Consider the following 19337-nt stretch of genomic DNA (forward strand, 5'->3'; position numbering starts at 1 on the left):
CCCAGCCGCAGTGCTTAGCGCTGCGGCTGATACTGCTCTTGTATCGCCACTAGCCGCTGCTGCACCGCTAACATGTTCAGAAAACTGTCATCTTGCTCCAACCAAGCTAAGCACTGAGCTGTGGCTTCCAGCGTTGATAAGCCATCTTCTCTGGGAGACTTCCTTACCCGATACTGGCTGCTTTGCTGTGGCTGCAGGCGAATACAAGGCAACTGCAGCAGCCAAGGGTTTAGATGCAACAGCCGCCGCACCTTACGCCACGTGCCATCTAAAACCAGTAACTCAGTAACCGATTGGGCTCCTTGCCAATCGAGCGGCTCCGCATTTGGCAACGGGTACAACAAAGCGACGCCCTCCAGCCCCTGCGGAAACATATCCTGATGAGATAAAGTATCAGCCACCAATAAGCGACTAGGCTGCACACTCAAATGCAGCAGCCGCGCCGTCGATAATGGATGCTTGGCTTCTGTTGGATCCTGCCATATGGTCAGCGGCCGCTCACTGCGACACGGATGCAGTGCATCACATACACAGCTTTTCAGCGGCCGCTGACACTGTTTACACTTAGCGCGACTCACGACAATAATGGCCGTAAAAAACGTCCGGTATGGGAGTGTTCCATGGCCGCAACATCCTCCGGCGTACCCGTGGCTATGATATCTCCGCCTTTAGAGCCGCCCTCTGGACCCAAGTCGACGATCCAATCAGCGGTCTTAATGACATCGAGATTATGCTCAATCACCACCACGGTATTGCCATGGTCACGCAACCGATGCAATACCGACAACAGCAGTTCAATATCTTGGAAATGCAGCCCCGTGGTGGGCTCATCCAGAATATAGAGCGTGTTACCGGTATCACGCTTGGATAACTCTTTTGCCAGCTTCACCCGCTGCGCCTCACCGCCCGATAGCGTCGTCGCGGCCTGCCCCAACTTGATGTAACTAAGGCCGACATCCATCAAGGTCTGCAGCTTGCGCGCCACTGCAGGTATGGCGTCAAAAAACTCGCGCGCGTCTTCTACCGTCATCTCCAACACTTCGTGAATATTGCGACCTTTGTAGCGAATATCCAGGGTTTCACGGTTGTAGCGTTTGCCCTTACACACATCGCAAGGCACATAAATGTCAGCCAAGAAGTGCATTTCAACCTTGATCACACCATCGCCCTGACAGGCCTCACAGCGCCCACCCTTGACGTTAAACGAGAAACGACCGGCTTTATAACCACGTGATCGAGCTTCTTGCGTACCAGCAAATAATTCGCGGATGGGAGTGAAAATGCCGGTATAAGTAGCCGGGTTGGAACGTGGCGTGCGCCCAATCGGGCTTTGATCGATATCGACTACTTTATCTAACCATTGCAAGCCATCACACTGAGTATGCGGCGATGCTTTCAAAGTGGTCGCACCATTGAGTGCCGTCGCAGCCAATGGGTAAAGCGTTCGGTTAATCAAGGTCGACTTACCCGATCCCGACACACCGGTTACGCAGGTCATCAACCCCAAAGGAATGGTCAAATCAACCTGATTCAGGTTATTGCCGCACGCGCCCGTTAGGGTCAACTGGCGCTCTGGGTTAATTGGCGTACGCTCGCTCGGTACGGCGATTGAACGCTTACCGGATAAGTATTGGCCGGTAACCGAGTTCTTGTTTTTCATCACCTGCTTAGGCGTACCTTGAGCCACAACCTCACCGCCGTGCACTCCGGCGCCCGGGCCGATATCAATCAAATAATCTGCACTGCGGATGGCATCTTCATCGTGCTCAACCACCAGTACAGTGTTGCCCAAATCGCGTAAATCAAACAGGGTATTGAGCAAACGATCATTATCGCGCTGATGCAGGCCAATGGAGGGCTCATCCAAGATATACATCACACCCACCAGGCCTGCGCCGATTTGCGAAGCCAGTCGAATGCGCTGCGCCTCGCCCCCCGACAAGGTATCGGAGCTGCGATTGAGGGTCAGATAATCCAAGCCAACGTTGACCAAAAAACGTAAGCGATCTCGGATTTCTTTAAGAATCTTTTCTGCAATTTCTCCGCGATGACCACTCAAGTGCAACTGCCCAAAATACTCAAACGCTTCCTCAACGGGCATAGCGGTGCAAGCGTGAATGGTTTTATCACCCACAAATACGTGCCGCGCTTCCGTGCGCAGACGCGAGCCTTCACAAGCAGGGCAAGGTTGCACGCTCAAATATTTGGAGAGCTCGTCGCGCACCATTTGCGAATCTGTCTCACGGTAGCGCCGCTCAAGATTCGGCAACACCCCTTCAAAGGGGTGTTTTTTATGAATGGTATCGCCACGCGAGTTGACATAACTAAAAGTAATGACTTCTTCGCCACTACCTTGCAGCAGCCGCTCTTGCTGTTTTTTGGTCAGCTTGGCGAAGGGTTTATCGATAGAAAAACCATAGTGCTCAGCGACGGAAGTCAGCATCTGAAAGTAGTACACACTGCGGCGATCCCAACCTCGAATCGCGCCCTCAGCCAGGGTTAAGCTGGGGTCCTGCACCACGCGTTCTGGGTCAAAGTACTGCTTTACGCCTAGACCATCACAGCTGGTACACGCCCCAGCCGGGTTGTTAAATGAAAACAAACGCGGCTCAAGTTCCGACAAGCTGTAGCCACAATGAGGGCAACTGAACTGTGAAGAAAATAACAAGGGCTCGCTTGCATCGTCATCCATCGATGCCACCAACGCCAAACCATTGCTGAGCTCCAAGCAGGTTTCCAGTGATTCTGACAAGCGCTGTTCAATGCCTTCTTTCAAGCGAAAACGGTCGACCACTACCTCAATGCTGTGTTTGCGGCGCTTGTCCAAATCAGGAACGTCATCCAGATCACACACCACGCCATCGATGCGTGCACGGATAAAACCTTGCGAGCGCAAGCTTTCAAACACATGCAAGTGCTCACCTTTGCGATCACGCACCATAGGCGCCAAAATCATATATTTACCGCCGTCGGGTAAATCCATGATGGTATCCACCATCTGACTAACGGTTTGGGCCTCAAGGGTGACGTCATGATCTGGACAGCGTGGCGTACCGACTCGGGCAAATAACAGGCGCAGGTAGTCGTAGATTTCAGTGACGGTACCCACAGTCGAGCGTGGGTTATGAGAAGTGGACTTTTGCTCGATGGAAATGGCTGGCGATAGACCTTCAATCAAATCGACGTCAGGCTTTTCCATCATCGACAAAAACTGCCGAGCATAGGTCGATAGCGACTCCACATATCGACGCTGTCCTTCAGCATACAGGGTATCGAATGCTAAAGAAGACTTTCCCGAGCCACTGAGTCCCGTGATCACCACTAACTGATCACGTGGAATGTCGATATCAAGATTTTTGAGATTGTGCGTACGGGCACCGCGAACCTGAATGCTTTTCATAGATGCTGATCAGCCGACAAAACAAGGCTGACCATTGTAGGGCAGCGTCCCGCATCTACAAGGCCTGATCAGGCACGATCACGCAACAGCTCGTCCATATTTTCCTGTGCCCAGTTCACCGCCTGAATGCGATTACTGGCGCCAATTTTCTTAAACAAGTTATAAATATGGGTTTTGACTGTATGCATACTAACATTCAACTGATCAGCAATTTCCGTATTGGTGGCGCCAGTAGCGGTTAACTGCAAAATCTGCTTTTCGCGCTTGGTCAGCTTGCTGGCACAAGGGCTCATGCGCTTTGGCTTATGACGATGGCGGCTCAGGTAGTTAGCCATTAACTGTCGTGGCAACCAACACTCTCCACTGAACACTCCGACAATGCCCTTACTCAGCTGCTGTTGTGAGGTATCGCGATAAAATAGTCCGTTGACGTTAGGCCAAGCGATCATGCGCTCTAATGGGTCTTGATGAGGGACATTGAACAATGCCACATGAGGGTTAAATGGCTGCTCGTGAATTTGCTCAAGTAAATCCTGCACTCGTTCCAACCGTCCGGCGTCGCTGTCGATCAAGGCCAGCGTTTCGCATGGATATTCATTCCACTGGTGATTCCAACTCAAATGATTTACCAGCTGGCAATCGATGTTAGTACGCTGATGAATAAAGCCGATCAGAATCGAGTTCTGCAAATTCTGTTGGCCGAACAAAATGATCCTACGACCCGGCAGACGCGTTGTTTTATCCATAATTTGCTCCTTTCAGGTAGCGCAGCACGACCAGTGTAGCTGCTGTGTCCATTTGTCTACGCGCTAAAACTGCTTACGTACTAGCGGGCTATCCGCCAGATTTCTGAGTTTAAGTCACGTACTTGAAAATTCCAGCGTCTAAACAGGACAGCCGCAAAAATGGCACAATTGCACCTTGCCAGAAAAAACCACAAAAATCCGGCTTTTGTCATTAAGCCGTGAGCTGTCATTGAATGACTTGTGGTCGCTCTGCATCACTAGACGGTCCAGGGTTACGGCGTAGACGAGTGGCTCTGGTGCCTAGTTGTTCATGGAACCACGATCACAGCCCAGAAAACTTGGCGTGCCCATGACAAGCCGTCACAGCGGTGTTGGCGGTGTTTAAAAGAGCTGGCTACCTCCAATGATAAGCGTAATGTTCGAAACGCCAGCAGCACTTCCCCTAAGCTGTGCCCAATGATTCAAAAGTTGCTTAGGTTCATCCACACCCCCCATTACTGGTACACTTGCCGCCTTTCTGCACCACTGGATTAAGCAACGTGTCATCCACTGCCTCCGAACACATGCCAAGCGCAGAGCGCCGCGCCGTCGCCTCGCTCGCCTCACTGTATGCCATGCGCATGCTGGGCTTGTTTATGGTCTTGCCTGTGATGATGGTAGAAGGCCAGCAGCTAGCAGGTGCCAGCCCAGCGCTGCTGGGGTTGGCAATGGGTGTATACGGGCTGACGCAAGCACTGCTTCAGATTCCAGCCGGTACCCTATCCGATCGCATCGGGCGCAAGCCTGTCATTATTGGCGGGTTAGTATTGTTTAGCGCTGGTAGCGTTATTGCCGCTGGTGCCGAGTCAGTTTACGGCATCATTGTTGGCCGAGCATTGCAAGGAGCCGGCGCCATTGCCAGTGCCATTATGGCTTTGGTGACGGATCTAACCCACGAGCAGCATCGCATGAAAGCCATGGCCTCCATCGGGGCGAGCATTGGCTTATCTTTTTCCGTGGCTTTGGTAGCTGGCCCTTGGTTGGCGTCCATCGGTGGCCTGCAAGCCATTTTTGCTTTAACCGCGGCACTGGCCGTCACTGGTATCGTCATTACCGCTTGGTTAGTGCCATCCCCCCCGCGTCTGCAGCATCGCGATGCCAGTGCCGCCTGGCCAGAAGTGAAGCGGCAACTTGCCAATACATCACTATGGCCGTTGAACCTAGGCATTTTTTTACTGCATGCCCTCATGGTTGCTATTTTTGTGGCCATACCGCTGCAACTTGTTGAAGCTGGTATTGGCAGCCATCATCATGCGTGGCTATATCTGCCCGTACTGTTAGCAGCATTTGTGCTGATGGTGCCCTTTATCATCATTGCTGAAAAGCGCCGACAAATGAAAAGCGTTGTCATCATTGGCGCTATAGTGATTGCGCTTAGCCTACTGATGATGGCACTTGCCAACCAGGTTTGGCATTGGGCCGCGCTGATGCTGATGTACTTCTGGGGCTTTAATTTGATGGAAGCTAGCTTGCCTTCGTGGCTCAGTAAAATCGCCCCAGCAGGTGCCAAAGGCAGCGCCATGGGCATTTACTCCAGCATGCAGTTTCTTGGCGCTTTCCTCGGCGGTAGCCTAGGCGGTTTGGTGCTGGCGTCGTATGGCAGCAGCACTCTATTTGTGACCTTGGCTCTGCTGGTGCTAGCTTGGTCAAGTATCATCGCCTGTACACAGGCTCCCCGTCACTTAACCAGCATGCGCTTGAGCTGCCATCAGTCACTGACACCACAACAACTGGTGGCATTACAGCAACTGGCCGGGGTCGCAGATGTCACCTGGTTGGCTGACGAGCAGGCTGTTTACCTTAAAATCAGTGCGGACGAGTTCGACGCATCCACCGCGCATACCATTATCAACCCCGCTCAGGCAGTGGCCTAGCGAACAAGCAGGAGCCAAACATGGGTCGCAGCGTAAACAAAGTGACATTAATCGGAACCCTGGGACGAGACCCAGAAGTCCGTTACATGCCCAACGGTAATGCCGTTGCCAATCTTAGCTTGGCAACCGACGAGAGTTATAACGATAAGCAAACCGGACAAAAAGTCGAGCAGACCGAATGGCACCGCATCACGGTATATGGCAAGTTGGCCGAGATCATTCAGCAATACTTGAAGAAAGGCTCTCGCGCCTACTTTGAAGGCAAGCTAAGAACTCGTGAATGGGAAAAAGACGGCGTTAAGCGCTACACCACGGAAATCATCGCCAACGACATGATGATGCTAGACAGCCGTGGCGATAACAACGGCGGTGGCTACGGCAACCAAGGCATGGCCCAGCCCATGGGTGGAATGAACAACCCGGGTATGAATCAACCGATGGGCCAGGGTGGCTATCAACAGCCTCAACAACAGCCACCACAACAGCCGCAGCAGCAGGCGCCGATGACGTCTGCACCGCAGCAGGGCTATCAGCAGCAGCCGGCACCACAACATGCGCCGCAACAGCAACAGCCCATGCAGCAGCCGCCACAACAACAACCCGCTCCACAACCTGGGTATCAGCAACCGCAGCAGCCTCAACAGGCGCCGCAGCCCAGCAATAACTTTGACGACTTTGACGACGATATTCCGTTTTAACAACGGCAAAAGGAGGCAGCGATCCAGTTGCATCGCTGCCACTTAACGCGGGCTGAAAGAAAGTCAGCCCGCAGATAGGTTATTTAGGCTATCAGCACATACCGCGCAATGAGCCGTCGAAAGGTTCAACAACAATTGTCTCGCCGGCAATCACCGAGCCACGCTCCTGCTCTAGTACGATATAGCAATTGGCCTCTGCCACCGCACTCAATACCTGAGAATTTTGTCTTGGCAAAGCTTTGGCCTGAACGCCATCAGCACTGAGCCAATACACCCCGCGCTGAAAGTCCAACCGCCCTGGGGTCTTGACGATGTCTTCGGCTGCAGTGGCTGGCAGGCGCACTCGCTCATGAGGGCTGGCGCCGCTAAGTAAACGCACGACTTCCGCCCCCAGTTGATGCAAAGTCACCAAGGCAGATACCGGGTTACCCGGCAATCCCATAAACCAGCTGTTTTGTAGGCGCCCAAAGGCAAACGGCTTGCCGGGTTTAATCGCCAAACGCCAAAGCTCAAGTTCTCCCATGGCTTCTACCACACGACGGGTATAGTCCGCTTCCCCCACAGACACACCGCCAGACGTCACCACCAGATCCGCCTTTAAATCGGCCTCGGCCAATAGTTGCTGCAAAGCGGCTTCGTCATCAGCCACTCGCCCAAGGTTCAGTACCTCACAGCCCATGCGCTGCAGCAAAGTGACCACCATGATGGCATTGCTGTCGTAGATTTGACCTGCGCCTAGCTGCTGACCGGCTTCAGCTAACTCATCACCGGTCGAAAATACAGCAGCCACAGGACGCCGTATCACACTCACATGTGTAACACCGACGCTGGCAAGCAGGCCCAGTTCCGCCGGTCCTAGTCGCGTCCCGGCCGTCAGTAACTTACTGCCTTGGCGAATATCGCCAGCCTGGCGCCGAATATTGTCACCGCTGCCCGGTATTTGTTGCACTTGCAGCGTTGCATCTTGTAGCTCAGCGTATTCTTGCATGACCACACGATCGGCCCCTTTAGGAAGGCTGGCACCCGTCATAATGCGAATGCATTGACCAGGCTGCAGCGGCGGCCCCATGTAAGGGTGCCCAGCCAATGCCTCGCCGACCACATTCCAACTGGAGCCCTCGCCATGCAAAGCAAAACCGTCCATCGCTGAGTTATCGGTTGGAGGCACATCCACTGGGCTCACGATGTCTTCACTCAACACCCGACCATCAGCGTGCAGCAGAGTCAGCTTTTCAACACCCGCAACCACGCTGACGCGCTCGGCCAAATGAGCCAGGGCCTGCTCGAGCGGAGTTAAGCCAGGCTGGTCACAAAGACTCATGCTGAGCTCCCACTCGCAAAGGTACTTCCAACCAATTATTTAAGCTGAGCAGCAACTCATCCCCTACCGCTAAAGGCCCCACACCTGCAGGCGTACCAGTGAGTACCACGTCACCGGCTTGCAAACCAAAGGCGGAATGAATGTCGCTTAGCAGGTGCTCGATGGGAAACAACATGTCACGACTGCAGCCGTGCTGTTGCAGCTGGCCATTGCGGTGCAGGCTCAAGGTCAGTGCTTGCCAGTCCTCTACTTGTTCTGCAGCGACAAACTCCGTCAGCGGGCAGGCGCCAGCAAAGGCTTTGGCGCGCTCCCACGGGTGCCCCTTACTTTTTAGTTGTTGCTGTACATCACGCAAGGTTAAATCTAGAGCCAAGCCAACCCCAGCAATGGCACTAACGATGTCGTCATCCTTGTGCGGCGTTTCCCCCATCAGCAAGGCAATTTCTAACTCGTGGTGAACCTCACCCTGCTCGGTCGGAATGGTAAAATCGGAGGTTACGTTGACGGCGCAGCAGCCGGGTTTGATAAACAACAGTGGAGAATCAGGAACTGGATTATTCAACTCGGCGGCGTGGTCGGCGTAGTTGCGCCCAACACAGACAATTTTGCCAATGGGCTCAGAAAATGCCTGGCCCTCTAATTGCGCATACAGCATGATCGCCTCCTTCAGGTCTGCGCTAAATGCGGCCACTACCACTGCGCAGCCGTCCGGCATTATGATGATCTGACTTTAGGCGTGAATCAAATCGGCCAGTTCACGGTGCACCTCCTCGGGGTCTTGCAGATTCAGCTCCAACAGGCGACGCAAGGCTGTCATGCTATCGAGATCGAGGCTATCACACTGACAGCCCATCACATCCCCGTGACAGTGCACTAAGGTGCAAATCATATCGATGCTTTCTAACTCAGATAAAACTAGAGTCACGGTCAGCTCATCTCCGGGCTGCCAGTTGCTACCCTCTGGGCATACCAGCAATATGCCCTTAAGGCTGATATCCAAACATTGTGATTCAAACGTGCCGCTAGCATGCTGTATCTGCACCGGCTGCAGAAAGCTGACGCGTTGAAAATGCCGCTTTTCCATGGTTGGCGTTCTCCTGAGACTTTGCTACAGCATAGCCGAAGTTACCCTGCTCTGAATAAATCCCTGTTTCTTCGCAGCAACGTCGGCGTGGAATAAAAAGGAGCTGCATAAAAAACGGCCCGTTGTTAACGGGCCGCTGTCATGATTACGCCAGTCGCTTGTACTTCATCCGCTTTGGAGCCGCATCGGCCCCCAAACGTTTTTTACGATCGGCTTCGTACTCGGTGTAATTACCTTCAAAGAAGGTCACCTTGGAGTCGCCCTCATAGGCCAGAATATGTGTGGCGATGCGGTCCAGGAACCAGCGGTCGTGAGACACCACCATCACGGTACCCGGGAAGGCATCAATGGCCTCTTCCAGTGCACGCAGAGTTTCTACATCCAAGTCATTGGACGGTTCATCCAGCAACAATACGTTGGCGCCCTGTTTTAAGGTATAAGCCAGCTGCAAACGGCCACGCTCACCCCCCGATAACTCGCCCACACGTTTTTGTTGATCACCGCCTTTGAAGTTAAAGCGGCCGATGTAAGCGCGGCTGGGGTACTCTTTGCCATTGATATTGAGCATATCTAGGCCATCAGAAATGGATTCCCATACGGTTTTGCTGTCATCCAACTCTTCACGCAGCTGCTCGACAAACGCCATTTTCACCGTTTCGCCCAGCACTACTTCGCCGGAATCTGGCTGCTCTGTGCCAGCAATCATGCGGAACAGGGTGGACTTACCCGCACCATTACCACCGATAATGCCAACGATAGCGCCCGCAGGGACATTAAAGCTCAAGTCATCGATCAACACACGATCACCGAACGATTTGGTGACGTTGTGGAACTCGATGACCTTGTCGCCCAAGCGTGGGCCAGGTGGAATGTAGATTTCGTTGGTTTCGTTACGAGTTTGGAACTCACGTGAGTTCATTTCTTCAAAACGAGCCAAGCGTGCCTTGCTCTTGCTTTGACGGCCTTTAGCGCCCTGGCGCACCCACTCCAGTTCGTGTTTGATGGCCTTGGTGTGCGCTTCCTGCTCTTTCTTCTCTTGCTCTAAGCGCTTTTCTTTCTGTTCCAGCCAGTTGGTGTAGTTGCCCTGATAAGGAATGCCGTGGCCACGGTCCAGCTCCAAAATCCATTCGGCACAGTTGTCGAGGAAATAGCGATCGTGGGTAATGGCTACCACAGTGCCTGGGTACTCTTCCAGGAATTTTTCCAGCCAGCCCACGGATTCTGCATCCAGGTGGTTGGTCGGCTCGTCTAACAGCAACATATCTGGCTTAGACATCAGCAAACGACACAGCGCCACTCGGCGGCGCTCACCACCAGACAGTTTGGTGACGTCGGCATCCCAAGGTGGCAGACGCAGCGCATCGGCAGCGATTTCCATTTGTCGATCTAGGTCATGGCCGCCTGCGGTTTCAATCAAAGCCTCTAACTCACCTTGGCGCTTCGCCAAAGCGTCAAAGTCGGCATCCGGCTCAGCATAAGCGGCGTACACCTGATCCAACTCAGCTTTGGCATTGACCAGATCGGCCAAGCCATCTTCAACGTTGCCTTTCACATCTTTAGTTGGATCGAGCTCGGGCTCTTGTGGCAAGTAACCAATGTTCAAATCTGGCTGTGGGCGTGCTTCCCCCACAAACTCGGTATCAACGCCGGCCATAATGCGCAGCAAAGTCGACTTACCTGCACCGTTCAAACCCAACACGCCAATTTTGGCGCCAGGGAAGAAGGACAAGGAAATATCGCGCAAAATCTGGCGCTTGGGCGGAACCACTTTGCCTAAGCGGTTCATTGTGAATACGTATTGGGCCATACTCATTTACCTCTGTCTCAATTGGCGGCCAAACTACTGAAAACGCGGGTGATAAGCAAACCCGGTTATGGTGGCACATTATATGGCATCTTAGTGCTGCCATTCACAGCGAGTACGGCACCTGACTATCACTGGCGGAATAGCGATAACAACAAATGATCATGCCCTCACATGCGTTCCATCGCCCACAGCCGCGGCCTAGTAATAGCACCGGATTTCTTCGAACCCCTTTGTTTTTACTCAGTTTCTTTTTTCTCGCTGGGGTACTCGCGATAAATGCTTATCAGCAATGGCGCCTTGATCAGCAACGTCTTGAACAAGACATTCAACACACTCTGCACAATTACGCCGAACAAACCGGCCTATTGGCCAAAGCCAGCCTACATACCAATACCCTGTTTACTCTTAGCCATGCTGACCTGCTGGTAGGCTTCGCACAAGCACCGTCGGAACAACAGCGTCAGCAGTTGGAACATAGCCTGCGGCAAGCCATTTTCAACTACACAGGCTTCTTTTTGCTACATGAGGACCTCACGCTAGCAACCCGCTTAGGGCAGGTATTGCATCAACGTGAGCTAGCGGATTTACAAGCAGAAATGGAAGGTTTTCGTGATCACGCCACCATTTTTGCCCTGCGCTATGGCCAGAGTGGTGGTTTCTATATATACACCCCGTTTGAACACCAAGGGCAGCGCTATCACTTTTTGGTCAGGCGCGCCTATAGCCAACTCTCTGCCACCATTTTTGAAGGTGGCTTTGATGGCTTTGAGTTAATGCTGATTGATCGGCGACACAACAGCATCGCCATTCGTGAAAACTACTACGCCAACAGTGACCAGCAGCCTACCTTGAGTGAGGATGAGCAACAACGCCTGCTGGGGCGCCAGCCACTGGCACACACGCCATGGGACATCGCCGCCCTGCCCGTCGCACAGCAATTGCAACAGCAATGGTGGCAGCGCAGCCGTGGACCTTTTTTTCTGCTGGCTGTATTTGCCGTACTGGCCTATTTGCTGTGGCGCTATTTACGCCATCAAGAAGCGCGGGCGCAACGTCTAGAGCTACAGCGACGGGAATCAGAAATGCGCGCCGACCGTGCACTGATGGCCATTGATGAAGCATTGATCTCTACCAATCAGCAGGGCGTGATCGATTATCTAAACCCTAAGGCGCAAAGTCTGCTTAATGCCTTGGGCCACCCGCAAGCGCGAGGTGCCAAGCTGTCGGAGCTATGGCCTGATGCTGAAGCGCTGTGGAACCGTGGCATGGCGATGGAAGAACTAGAGTCATTAGAAGCAGCGATACGGCCCTTACATGTCTATCATCAGCAACAACGCCGCATCTACGACCAAGCATTCAGCCTGCTGTATGACGATACCGACATCAGTGGTGTGGTGTGGCTGTTACGCGACATCACCGAGCAAATCAAAGCAACCGAAGCACTGGCAGACAGTCGTAGCCGCTACAAAACCTTGTTCGAAGAAGCTGGCGTGGCGCATTGCCTGCTGGACATCAGCCGCTTTGACGGTGATTTGCGAGCGGTCACCTTAGTGAACGTCAATCAAGCCGCGGTGCAGATGTTCGCCGCCCAAGATAAAGCTCAATTGATTCGCGACTACCATCGCTTACTCGGAGCACACCGCCTAGAGCTAGAACGCTCACTGGTCAGAGCGCGGGCACTCGACCTCAGTGCCACTGAGTTTGAGCTGCAGATGAAAGATTTTCGCGGTCAACAACTGGCTCTGTGGGCCACCCTTAGCTTTCGCTCTGGCACCACCGGCCAGGTGTTAGTCACCTTGATCGACATTACCGAGCAAAAACGTGCCCACGAAGAAATCCGCCAGCGCGAAGCATTTTGGTCAACCGTCATGGCGGCCTTGCCTGATTTGGTGTACGTGATCGATCTGACCGATGACTTGAGACAACAAGTTGTGTTTAAGAACCGCTCAATGGGCGAGCTGCTGGGCTATCCCCATACCGCCGCACTCCCCCGCTGGCAGGACTATGCTCACACCGAAGACTTGCCCTCATTGCAGCAGGAAATTACAGCACTCAGCCAACTGAACATGGGCAGCACTCACACCAGCGTTGCCCGCTTTCACCATTACGACGGCAGCACCCGCCTGATTAAGTTTAGCGACACCCCGTTTTTGCTGAACGACGAAGGGCGAGTAACGCGCTACATCGGCACCGCACGCGACGTCACTGAGGATCTCGAAAAACAAGAACGCATCGTCGAAAGTGAGCGTCGCTACCGACTGCTGGCAGAAAACATGAGTGACATCATTTGGGCCACGGACGCGGATCTGGGCATGAGCTTTATCAGCTCCTCCGTCGAACGCCTGTTAGGCTATAAACCGGATGAATTGATGCGCGAGGGCCTAGGGGTCATTTTCACTCGCTCCGAGTTGCGGCAATTGATGCACACTCTGCGCAAGCACCTCAATATCGCCCTGCGCGACCCAGCCAGTGCCCAGCGCCGCGACATTCAAATCAGCCGCGACATGATGGCCACCAGCAAACAAGGGCAGACCGTCGAACTGGAGCTGACCATCAGTCTGTTGTGGAACGACCAAGGTGATTTGCAAGGCTTTATGGGGCTTTGTCGTGATGTGACCGAAGCACGCAAAATTGAGCAAGAGCTAAAACTCGCCGCCGAGGTGTTCCAGAGCAGCAATGAAGCGATTCTGATCACCGACCGACAAATGAACATCGCTAGCATAAACCAAGCCTTCACCGACATTACGGGCTTTGAGCAAGCACAAGTGATTGGCAAGACACCCGATTTTTTAATGTCACCTGAACACCACAGTCCGGCGTTTTACCAAGAAGTGGGCGATGCCTTAGTGGTGGATGGCTATTGGCAAGGCGAAATCACCTATCAATGCCAAAACGGTGAAAACCGCATTGGCTGGGCCGGGGTCAGCGCCATTCGCGACCAGGAGCAGCAAGTACAAAGCCTGATCATCATTATGTCGGACATCACCGAGCGCAAAGTTGCAGAAGAACGCATTCATCGGCTGGCTTATTACGACCCACTGACGGGCTTGCCGAATCGCAGTCAAATGCACGAGCACGTTGAGCAGCTGTTGCGCCAAAGTGATCAACATGGGCAATCGGCGGCGCTGCTGTTTATCGACCTAGACCGGTTCAAACCCATCAATGACTCCATGGGCCATCCGGCGGGCGATCAGGTATTAAAGGAAGTGGCTCAGCGATTAAAAAAATGCATTAAAAAACAGGATGTTATCGCTCGCATGGGCGGTGATGAGTTCACCGTTGCCATCGGTCAACAAGGCAACAGTGACAGCGCTGCCGATACCGCCATCAAAGTGGGTGAGCGTATTTTACACGCCCTTCACCAACCCTATCTTCTGGGGCAGCGCGAGGTCTTTATCAGCGCCAGCATCGGCATTTCCATTTACCCACACGATGGCAACAGTGTGATTGAACTGCTGAAAAATGCCGATTTGGCGATGTATCACGCCAAGGACATGGGCCGCGACAATGTGCAGTTTTATGACGCCCAAATGAACCAAAAAGCGGTAGAACTGCTGGAGCTAGAAAACGATCTGCGCCACGCCTTAGAGCGACAAGAGCTGGAGTTATTCTTTCAGCCACAGCACATCAGCGACGGCGGCGCGGTGCAGGGCGTAGAGGCCTTACTGCGCTGGCATCACCCCCGCAAAGGCTTGGTTTCTCCTGGCGTATTTATTCCCATTATGGAAGACACCGGGCTGATCATTCCCATTGGCCGCTGGGTACTGGAACAGGCTTGCCTCACCTTTGCCCGCTGGCAGCAACAAGGCTTGAGCCAGCTGCAGCATATGGCCGTTAACGTATCGGCGCGTCAGTTCCGGCAACAAGACTTCGTCGATATGGTGCACGATATTTTGAACACCACCGGCATTTGCCCAGAGCAGCTAGAACTCGAGCTCACGGAAAGTGTGCTGATTGACGACCTAGATCACACCCTAGCGGTGTTGCGCGGCCTGCGCGCGCTTGGGGTACACACCGCCATTGATGACTTCGGCACCGGCTACTCCTCGCTCAACTATTTAAAGCAGTTCCCCGTCGATAGCCTGAAAATTGACCGCAGCTTTATTCAGCACCTGCCTGACAACCGCAACGATGCGCAAATTACTCGCACCATCATTGCCATGGCCCATAACCTTGGCATGCGTGTCATCGCTGAAGGCGTCGAAACCGATGCTCAATATCGGTTTTTGGCCGCTGCCGAGTGCGAGCTGCTGCAGGGCTTCTTCTTTAGCCGCCCAGTGCCGGAACAAGAATTGCTGGAACAACTGCATGCCCACATCGATGATCAGACACTGTTCTAATCAGGAGAGTTTATGTCCCAGCGCAGGGGTTGGTACCCGCTAGGCTTAGCCTGTTTACTCACAACACTCATCGCCTGCCCACTGGCGGCTGCAACGCCTTACCACAGCGATCAGCTCAGTGCCGCAAACGAAGTTGGCTACCGTTATAGCAGTTACCAGCAGGCCGGGGTTCCGGCGAATCGCGTCGTCAGCGGCCGCTCTGATGGCGAGCACTACCAAGCCCACCAGCTACACTGGCGGCAACAACTGGCCGCACACTGGCAACTGCAAGCGAATGCCCGACTAGAAGACAGCGACGGCGCGCTGGTACGCCAAACCTATCGCAACGATGCCGGTCAGAGTGAAGTCATCATGAGCAGCGCTCGCCTTGAGGATCGCCGTCGCTATTTACGCGTTGGCCTTAGCCGGCAGTTTAACCAAATCAGAGTAGGGGGCAGCTACAGCCAAAATAATGAAGACGGCTGCGATGCTCGAGGCTTCGGCATGCGTGGTGAACTGCTGTTTAATCAGGGCAATACGGTTATCAGCGCCGGTTATCGCCGTGATAACACAACCCTCAGCGCCACCAACGCCATGGCCGCCAACCAGCGTCCGCTGGCAGATAATGCCACGCGCCAGCAGCACGAACTGTATGCAGGGGTCAGTCAGGTAATCAATCGCTACGAAACCCTACAAGTGACACTGGCACAACAGTTTGACGATGGCTTTTTAACCGACCCCTACCGTACCCTCGACCGCCGCCCCGATGAGCGCTTGGGCCACAGCATCCATCTGTTGTACCGCATGTATGTGCCGCATTGGCGCAGCGCTCTGCACTGGGACTACCGCTACTACCAAGATGACTGGGAGGTTTCTTCACATAGCCTCGAAGGGCGCTGGCTGCAGGATGTCACCCCCTACCTGCGCTGGCGTATCGCGCTGCGCGGCTATCAACAAAGCGAGGCAGAGTTTTATTCGCTAACGGCCAACCAAGCGACGTCAGCGCAAAGCAGCGATGCGCGCTTGTCGGCCTATGGTGCGCTGCAACTGGGCTTAGGATTCGATGTAAAGCTGGCCCCAACCACAGTGAGCTTGGATTGGAGCCGCTACGAAAGCCGAGAGCAATGGGGCCCGGCCGGCAAGGACGCCGCCGAAGCCCCGACCTTGGTGAACTATCAGTTGCTGTCGCTAGGCGTTCTCTACCGCTACTGACAACACCTGCTGCACGTGCTTACTAACGCTGGCGGCCATGGCTTCAGGTTGCTCCAATGGCCATAAATGACCGCCGTTGATCACCTGCAAGTCCGCCTCTGGCAACTGTGCCGCTGCAGCTTGACTCACCTGCTGGAACAAAGCCCGGCTACGGTCGCCCATCGCTACCGTGACCCGCACGCTGACGTTCGCCAGTTGGGCCGCAGTTAACCCCGAAGCTGGCGCTTGCTGCATTTGCTGCACCAAAGTGTGGGCATTGTCCAACTGCTGCTGACGCAGCGCTTGCGGCTGGCGCTGAAAGTAGCCAGGCAGCTGCGCAGAACCGTCCATTAAAGTAGCGACGGCCTTGTCGATTTGCCCCTGCTCCAAATGCGGCAGAACCGGATCAAACATGACTTCGGCATCCTGCATAAAGGCCGCCATGGCCTCTCTATTCAAATAGCCGGGGTAACCGGGCTCATACAGGTAGGCAGAGGCAACATTGTCGGGTTGTTGAGTCAGGGCCGCCAGCACCACATCCGCACCGTACGACCAACCGACCAAATGCACTTGCACCCCACAGGGCAAGGCCTTAAGCCAGTCCAGCAAATCTTGGCCGTGTTGATTAATACCAAATTCACCTTGATGCTCCTGGCCGTGCTCGCCGAAATGGCGCAAGGTCACGGCAAAGGCCTGATGATCCTGCATGGCCTTCAAGTGAGGCTGCCACATACGCGCATCGGCCAAGGCGCCATGAATAAAAAGAACCAGTGGACCGCGGACAAATTCCGGTAACTGTGAACTGAACATCAACTATGTCACTACTATCGCTATAAACAGCGCGCTTTATACGTGACTGAGCCGTAGCGTCAATGCTGACATTTCACTTATTAGAAGAATCACTGAGTAGAACACTTTGTTACATAAAAGCGCTTGGTGGTTAGTGAACTGCTACCAAGTGTTATAACCCGGTTTATCCTGCCCACGGGCAACCATCGCTGCCTTTAAAGACCGCTGCCTCAACCGCATTATGCTGACTATTGAGTCATCAGCGTAAATGCTTCCAGCCGCTCGATCTTGCTAGCCAAATATTCGTTATGGGTAACAATAATAAAGGCATGGCCCAATTGATTGAGCCAATCAATCAAGTCGTTTTGGCTGACTAAATCCAGGTGATTATCCGGTTCATCCAGCAATAAAACGCTGTCCTTTTCATGGGTCAGCAACAAGGTGAGCTTCATTTTTTCACCGCCACTGAGATGACACACATCAAGTTGGGCACGCTGAAAATCGATGCCAATGCCCGCCAGCAAGGTATAAAGCTCTGCAGTTTCATACTGAGTCAAAGCGCACTGAAGAAAGTCAATGACACTGACATTGTGCGGTAACAAACTGGCGTACTGATCCAACAATAATGTGTGTTTAGGCAAGCGCCATTCCCCCGCCGAAAACTGTTTCACGCCGGCAATACACTCCAACAATGTGCTCTTACCGCTGCCATTATTGCCGCGCAGCCAAATGCGCCGCCCAGGCTCTAACGACAGAGTGATGGGCAGTTGTTGCACATTGGGCAGCAGCACCTGGCTCAGCCAAACGCTGTCGCGACACTCGCTGGGCTGAGTGTATAAGCGATTACCTAATTTCGAGGGCTCTAAAACTTTATTCTGCTCCAACTGCTGCTGGCGTTGGCTGTAACGTCGATTTAATTGACCCAATGCTTGACTGGCACGACGAGCACGAAAATCCGCCAGTGCTTTTCCTTGGCTGCCATCGCGTACTTGCTGTTTGCCGCGAGAAGCGCGCTGCTGAGACTTTTCCAGCGCTTGTTGGCGCATCTTTTTTAATTGCTGCTGGCGTTTTTTCCACTGTAATGACTGTTCCAACTGCTGCTGGCTTTGGCTGTGCAACTCGCGCTGATAGGCATCAAAGCCTTGACTGAAATAATTCAGACCAGAGCGGTCCAAATGCAAAATAACATCGGCTTGCGCCAGCAATAGCGGGTCATGGGTAACCACCAGCGCTCCAAAACTGTGACGTTGAAGCGCCTGAATGAGTTGCTGTCGATGCACCAGATCGAGGTGGTTGGCAGGCTCATCCAATAGCAAGAATGCTGGCAATGACATCAACACCGCCAGCACGTTTTGCATGCGCTCACCACCGCTTAAATGGCGCCAGTTATCCGCTATGTTTTGACCACTGGGCATGGCGTCGTTCAATCGCTCCAGCAAGCCCCAGTCATCATCAATGGTCACAATGTCTTCGGGCGTGCCAGTGCCACTTTGCAGCCGCTCCAATGCTGTGATGTGTGCCGCCAAGCGCGGGTTACCCGCCATTAAAGCTTGTTGCACAGAATCAGCCTGAGATATCGCCCATTGCGGTAGATAATGCCAAGCTTGGTGCCACGTCAGTAGGCCTTGATGGCAGTCGATACGCTGCGCCATGGCCGCCAGCAGTAACGATTTACCCGCACCATTGCTGCCTGTCAGCGCATAAAATTTCTGCTCAAAGCTGAAAGTAATGGGTTCAAATAACGCTTCGCCCGTGGGCGGGCGCACGTCGAACTCGTGAAGTTGAATGTTAGTCAAAATGATTTCCCAAACAGGCGGGCATGCTGATGACATGCAACGCTTTAATGCATTGAAGTTGGAATGCGGGTTTGGGTTATAAAATCATCGGACTAAAAGCACTCACGTTGTTGGTAGGAGCGGGAATATTGCCATATCAATTTTCGTTAAATCAAGGGCATCGCTGGATAATAGGGCGCTATTACAAGGCTAACAGCTACCTGACTTTGCGCATGCTCCACTAGCCAATGGCCGAGCGGCAGCGCTAACCTAGTGTCCTGAGTCAGAAGAGCG

At 53.5% G+C, this 19337-nt stretch carries 13 protein-coding genes; 4 read left to right on the forward strand and 9 right to left on the reverse strand.

Annotation, left to right across the window (positions count from 1 at the left end; all coding sequences use genetic code 11):
• Positions 1-14: 14 nt before the first annotated feature.
• From IE090_RS09705 to IE090_RS17995, 3 genes are all read right to left on the reverse strand, one after another.
• Entirely contained in the window at positions 15-578 is a 564-nt protein-coding gene (locus IE090_RS09705; RefSeq protein WP_189388173.1) for a tRNA-uridine aminocarboxypropyltransferase, read from the reverse strand.
• Complete coding sequence (gene uvrA / locus IE090_RS09710) at positions 575-3400, reverse strand: excinuclease ABC subunit UvrA (protein ID WP_189388174.1); 2826 nt, start codon at positions 3398-3400, stop codon at positions 575-577. Before uvrA ends, IE090_RS09705 begins: the two co-directional genes overlap by 4 nt.
• Positions 3401-3468: 68 nt before the next feature.
• Positions 3469-4146, reverse strand: a complete 678-nt coding sequence (locus tag IE090_RS17995) for a LuxR C-terminal-related transcriptional regulator (RefSeq protein ID WP_189388175.1) — start codon at positions 4144-4146, stop codon at positions 3469-3471.
• A gap of 539 nt (positions 4147-4685) precedes the next feature.
• On the opposite strand from IE090_RS17995, the gene IE090_RS09720 reads away from it, so the two are divergent.
• Both IE090_RS09720 and ssb read left to right on the forward strand, forming a co-directional pair.
• A complete protein-coding gene (locus IE090_RS09720) occupies positions 4686-6059 on the forward strand; it encodes an MFS transporter (protein ID WP_229815664.1) in 1374 nt (457 codons plus the stop codon).
• 20 nt (positions 6060-6079) lie between these two features.
• On the forward strand, positions 6080-6757 hold the full coding sequence (gene ssb / locus IE090_RS09725; RefSeq protein WP_189388176.1) for a single-stranded DNA-binding protein: 678 nt from the start codon (positions 6080-6082) through the stop codon (positions 6755-6757).
• 91 nt (positions 6758-6848) lie between these two features.
• On the opposite strand, the gene moeA is transcribed toward ssb, so the two are convergent.
• The 4 genes from moeA to ettA all read right to left on the reverse strand — a co-directional run bounded on the left by moeA (position 6849) and on the right by ettA (position 10969).
• On the reverse strand, positions 6849-8078 hold the full coding sequence (gene moeA, locus IE090_RS09730) for a molybdopterin molybdotransferase MoeA (protein WP_189388177.1): 1230 nt from the start codon (positions 8076-8078) through the stop codon (positions 6849-6851).
• The gene (locus tag IE090_RS09735; protein ID WP_189388178.1) at positions 8065-8733 is read right to left on the reverse strand and encodes a fumarylacetoacetate hydrolase family protein; all 669 of its coding nucleotides are present in this window, start codon (positions 8731-8733) and stop codon (positions 8065-8067) included. Before IE090_RS09735 ends, moeA begins: the two co-directional genes overlap by 14 nt.
• A 75-nt stretch (positions 8734-8808) precedes the next feature.
• Positions 8809-9162, reverse strand: coding sequence for a PilZ domain-containing protein (locus IE090_RS09740; RefSeq protein ID WP_189388179.1), 354 nt, complete (start codon positions 9160-9162; stop codon positions 8809-8811).
• A gap of 145 nt (positions 9163-9307) precedes the next feature.
• Positions 9308-10969, reverse strand: a complete 1662-nt coding sequence (gene ettA / locus IE090_RS09745) for an energy-dependent translational throttle protein EttA (protein WP_189388180.1) — start codon at positions 10967-10969, stop codon at positions 9308-9310.
• Between the two features lie 230 nt (positions 10970-11199).
• Here ettA and IE090_RS09750 point away from each other — a divergent pair, with 230 nt between their 5' ends.
• Together IE090_RS09750 and IE090_RS09755 are read left to right on the forward strand one after the other, a co-directional pair.
• Complete coding sequence (locus IE090_RS09750) at positions 11200-15309, forward strand: sensor domain-containing protein (protein ID WP_189388181.1); 4110 nt, start codon at positions 11200-11202, stop codon at positions 15307-15309.
• 12 nt (positions 15310-15321) lie between these two features.
• Complete coding sequence (locus tag IE090_RS09755) at positions 15322-16500, forward strand: DUF3570 domain-containing protein (protein ID WP_189388182.1); 1179 nt, start codon at positions 15322-15324, stop codon at positions 16498-16500.
• Here IE090_RS09755 and IE090_RS09760 read toward each other — a convergent pair.
• Together IE090_RS09760 and IE090_RS09765 are read right to left on the reverse strand one after the other, a co-directional pair.
• Positions 16477-17289, reverse strand: a complete 813-nt coding sequence (locus tag IE090_RS09760) for an alpha/beta fold hydrolase (protein ID WP_189388183.1) — start codon at positions 17287-17289, stop codon at positions 16477-16479. The genes IE090_RS09755 and IE090_RS09760 overlap by 24 nt on opposite strands.
• Before the next feature lie 227 nt (positions 17290-17516).
• Positions 17517-19064 (reverse strand): ATP-binding cassette domain-containing protein, encoded by a 1548-nt coding sequence (locus IE090_RS09765; RefSeq protein WP_189388184.1) that lies wholly within the window; start codon positions 19062-19064, stop codon positions 17517-17519.
• Between the last annotated feature and the right edge of the window lie 273 nt (positions 19065-19337).

The organism is Bacterioplanes sanyensis, from assembly GCF_014652515.1.
Taxonomy (GTDB): domain Bacteria; phylum Pseudomonadota; class Gammaproteobacteria; order Pseudomonadales; family Oceanobacteraceae; genus Bacterioplanes; species Bacterioplanes sanyensis.

Bases quoted from the DNA above. Each gene is read 5' to 3' on its own strand.
- uvrA (WP_189388174.1), bottom strand. From the start codon at position 3,400: ATGAAAAGCATTCAGGTTCGCGGTGCCCGTACGCACAATCTCAAAAAT.
- IE090_RS17995 (WP_189388175.1), bottom strand. From the start codon at position 4,146: ATGGATAAAACAACGCGTCTGCCGGGTCGTAGGATCATTTTGTTCGGC.
- ssb (WP_189388176.1), top strand. From the start codon at position 6,080: ATGGGTCGCAGCGTAAACAAAGTGACATTAATCGGAACCCTGGGACGA.
- moeA (WP_189388177.1), bottom strand. From the start codon at position 8,078: ATGAGTCTTTGTGACCAGCCTGGCTTAACTCCGCTCGAGCAGGCCCTG.
- IE090_RS09735 (WP_189388178.1), bottom strand. From the start codon at position 8,733: ATGCTGTATGCGCAATTAGAGGGCCAGGCATTTTCTGAGCCCATTGGC.
- IE090_RS09740 (WP_189388179.1), bottom strand. From the start codon at position 9,162: ATGGAAAAGCGGCATTTTCAACGCGTCAGCTTTCTGCAGCCGGTGCAG.
- ettA (WP_189388180.1), bottom strand. From the start codon at position 10,969: ATGGCCCAATACGTATTCACAATGAACCGCTTAGGCAAAGTGGTTCCG.
- IE090_RS09755 (WP_189388182.1), top strand. From the start codon at position 15,322: ATGTCCCAGCGCAGGGGTTGGTACCCGCTAGGCTTAGCCTGTTTACTC.
- IE090_RS09760 (WP_189388183.1), bottom strand. From the start codon at position 17,289: ATGTTCAGTTCACAGTTACCGGAATTTGTCCGCGGTCCACTGGTTCTT.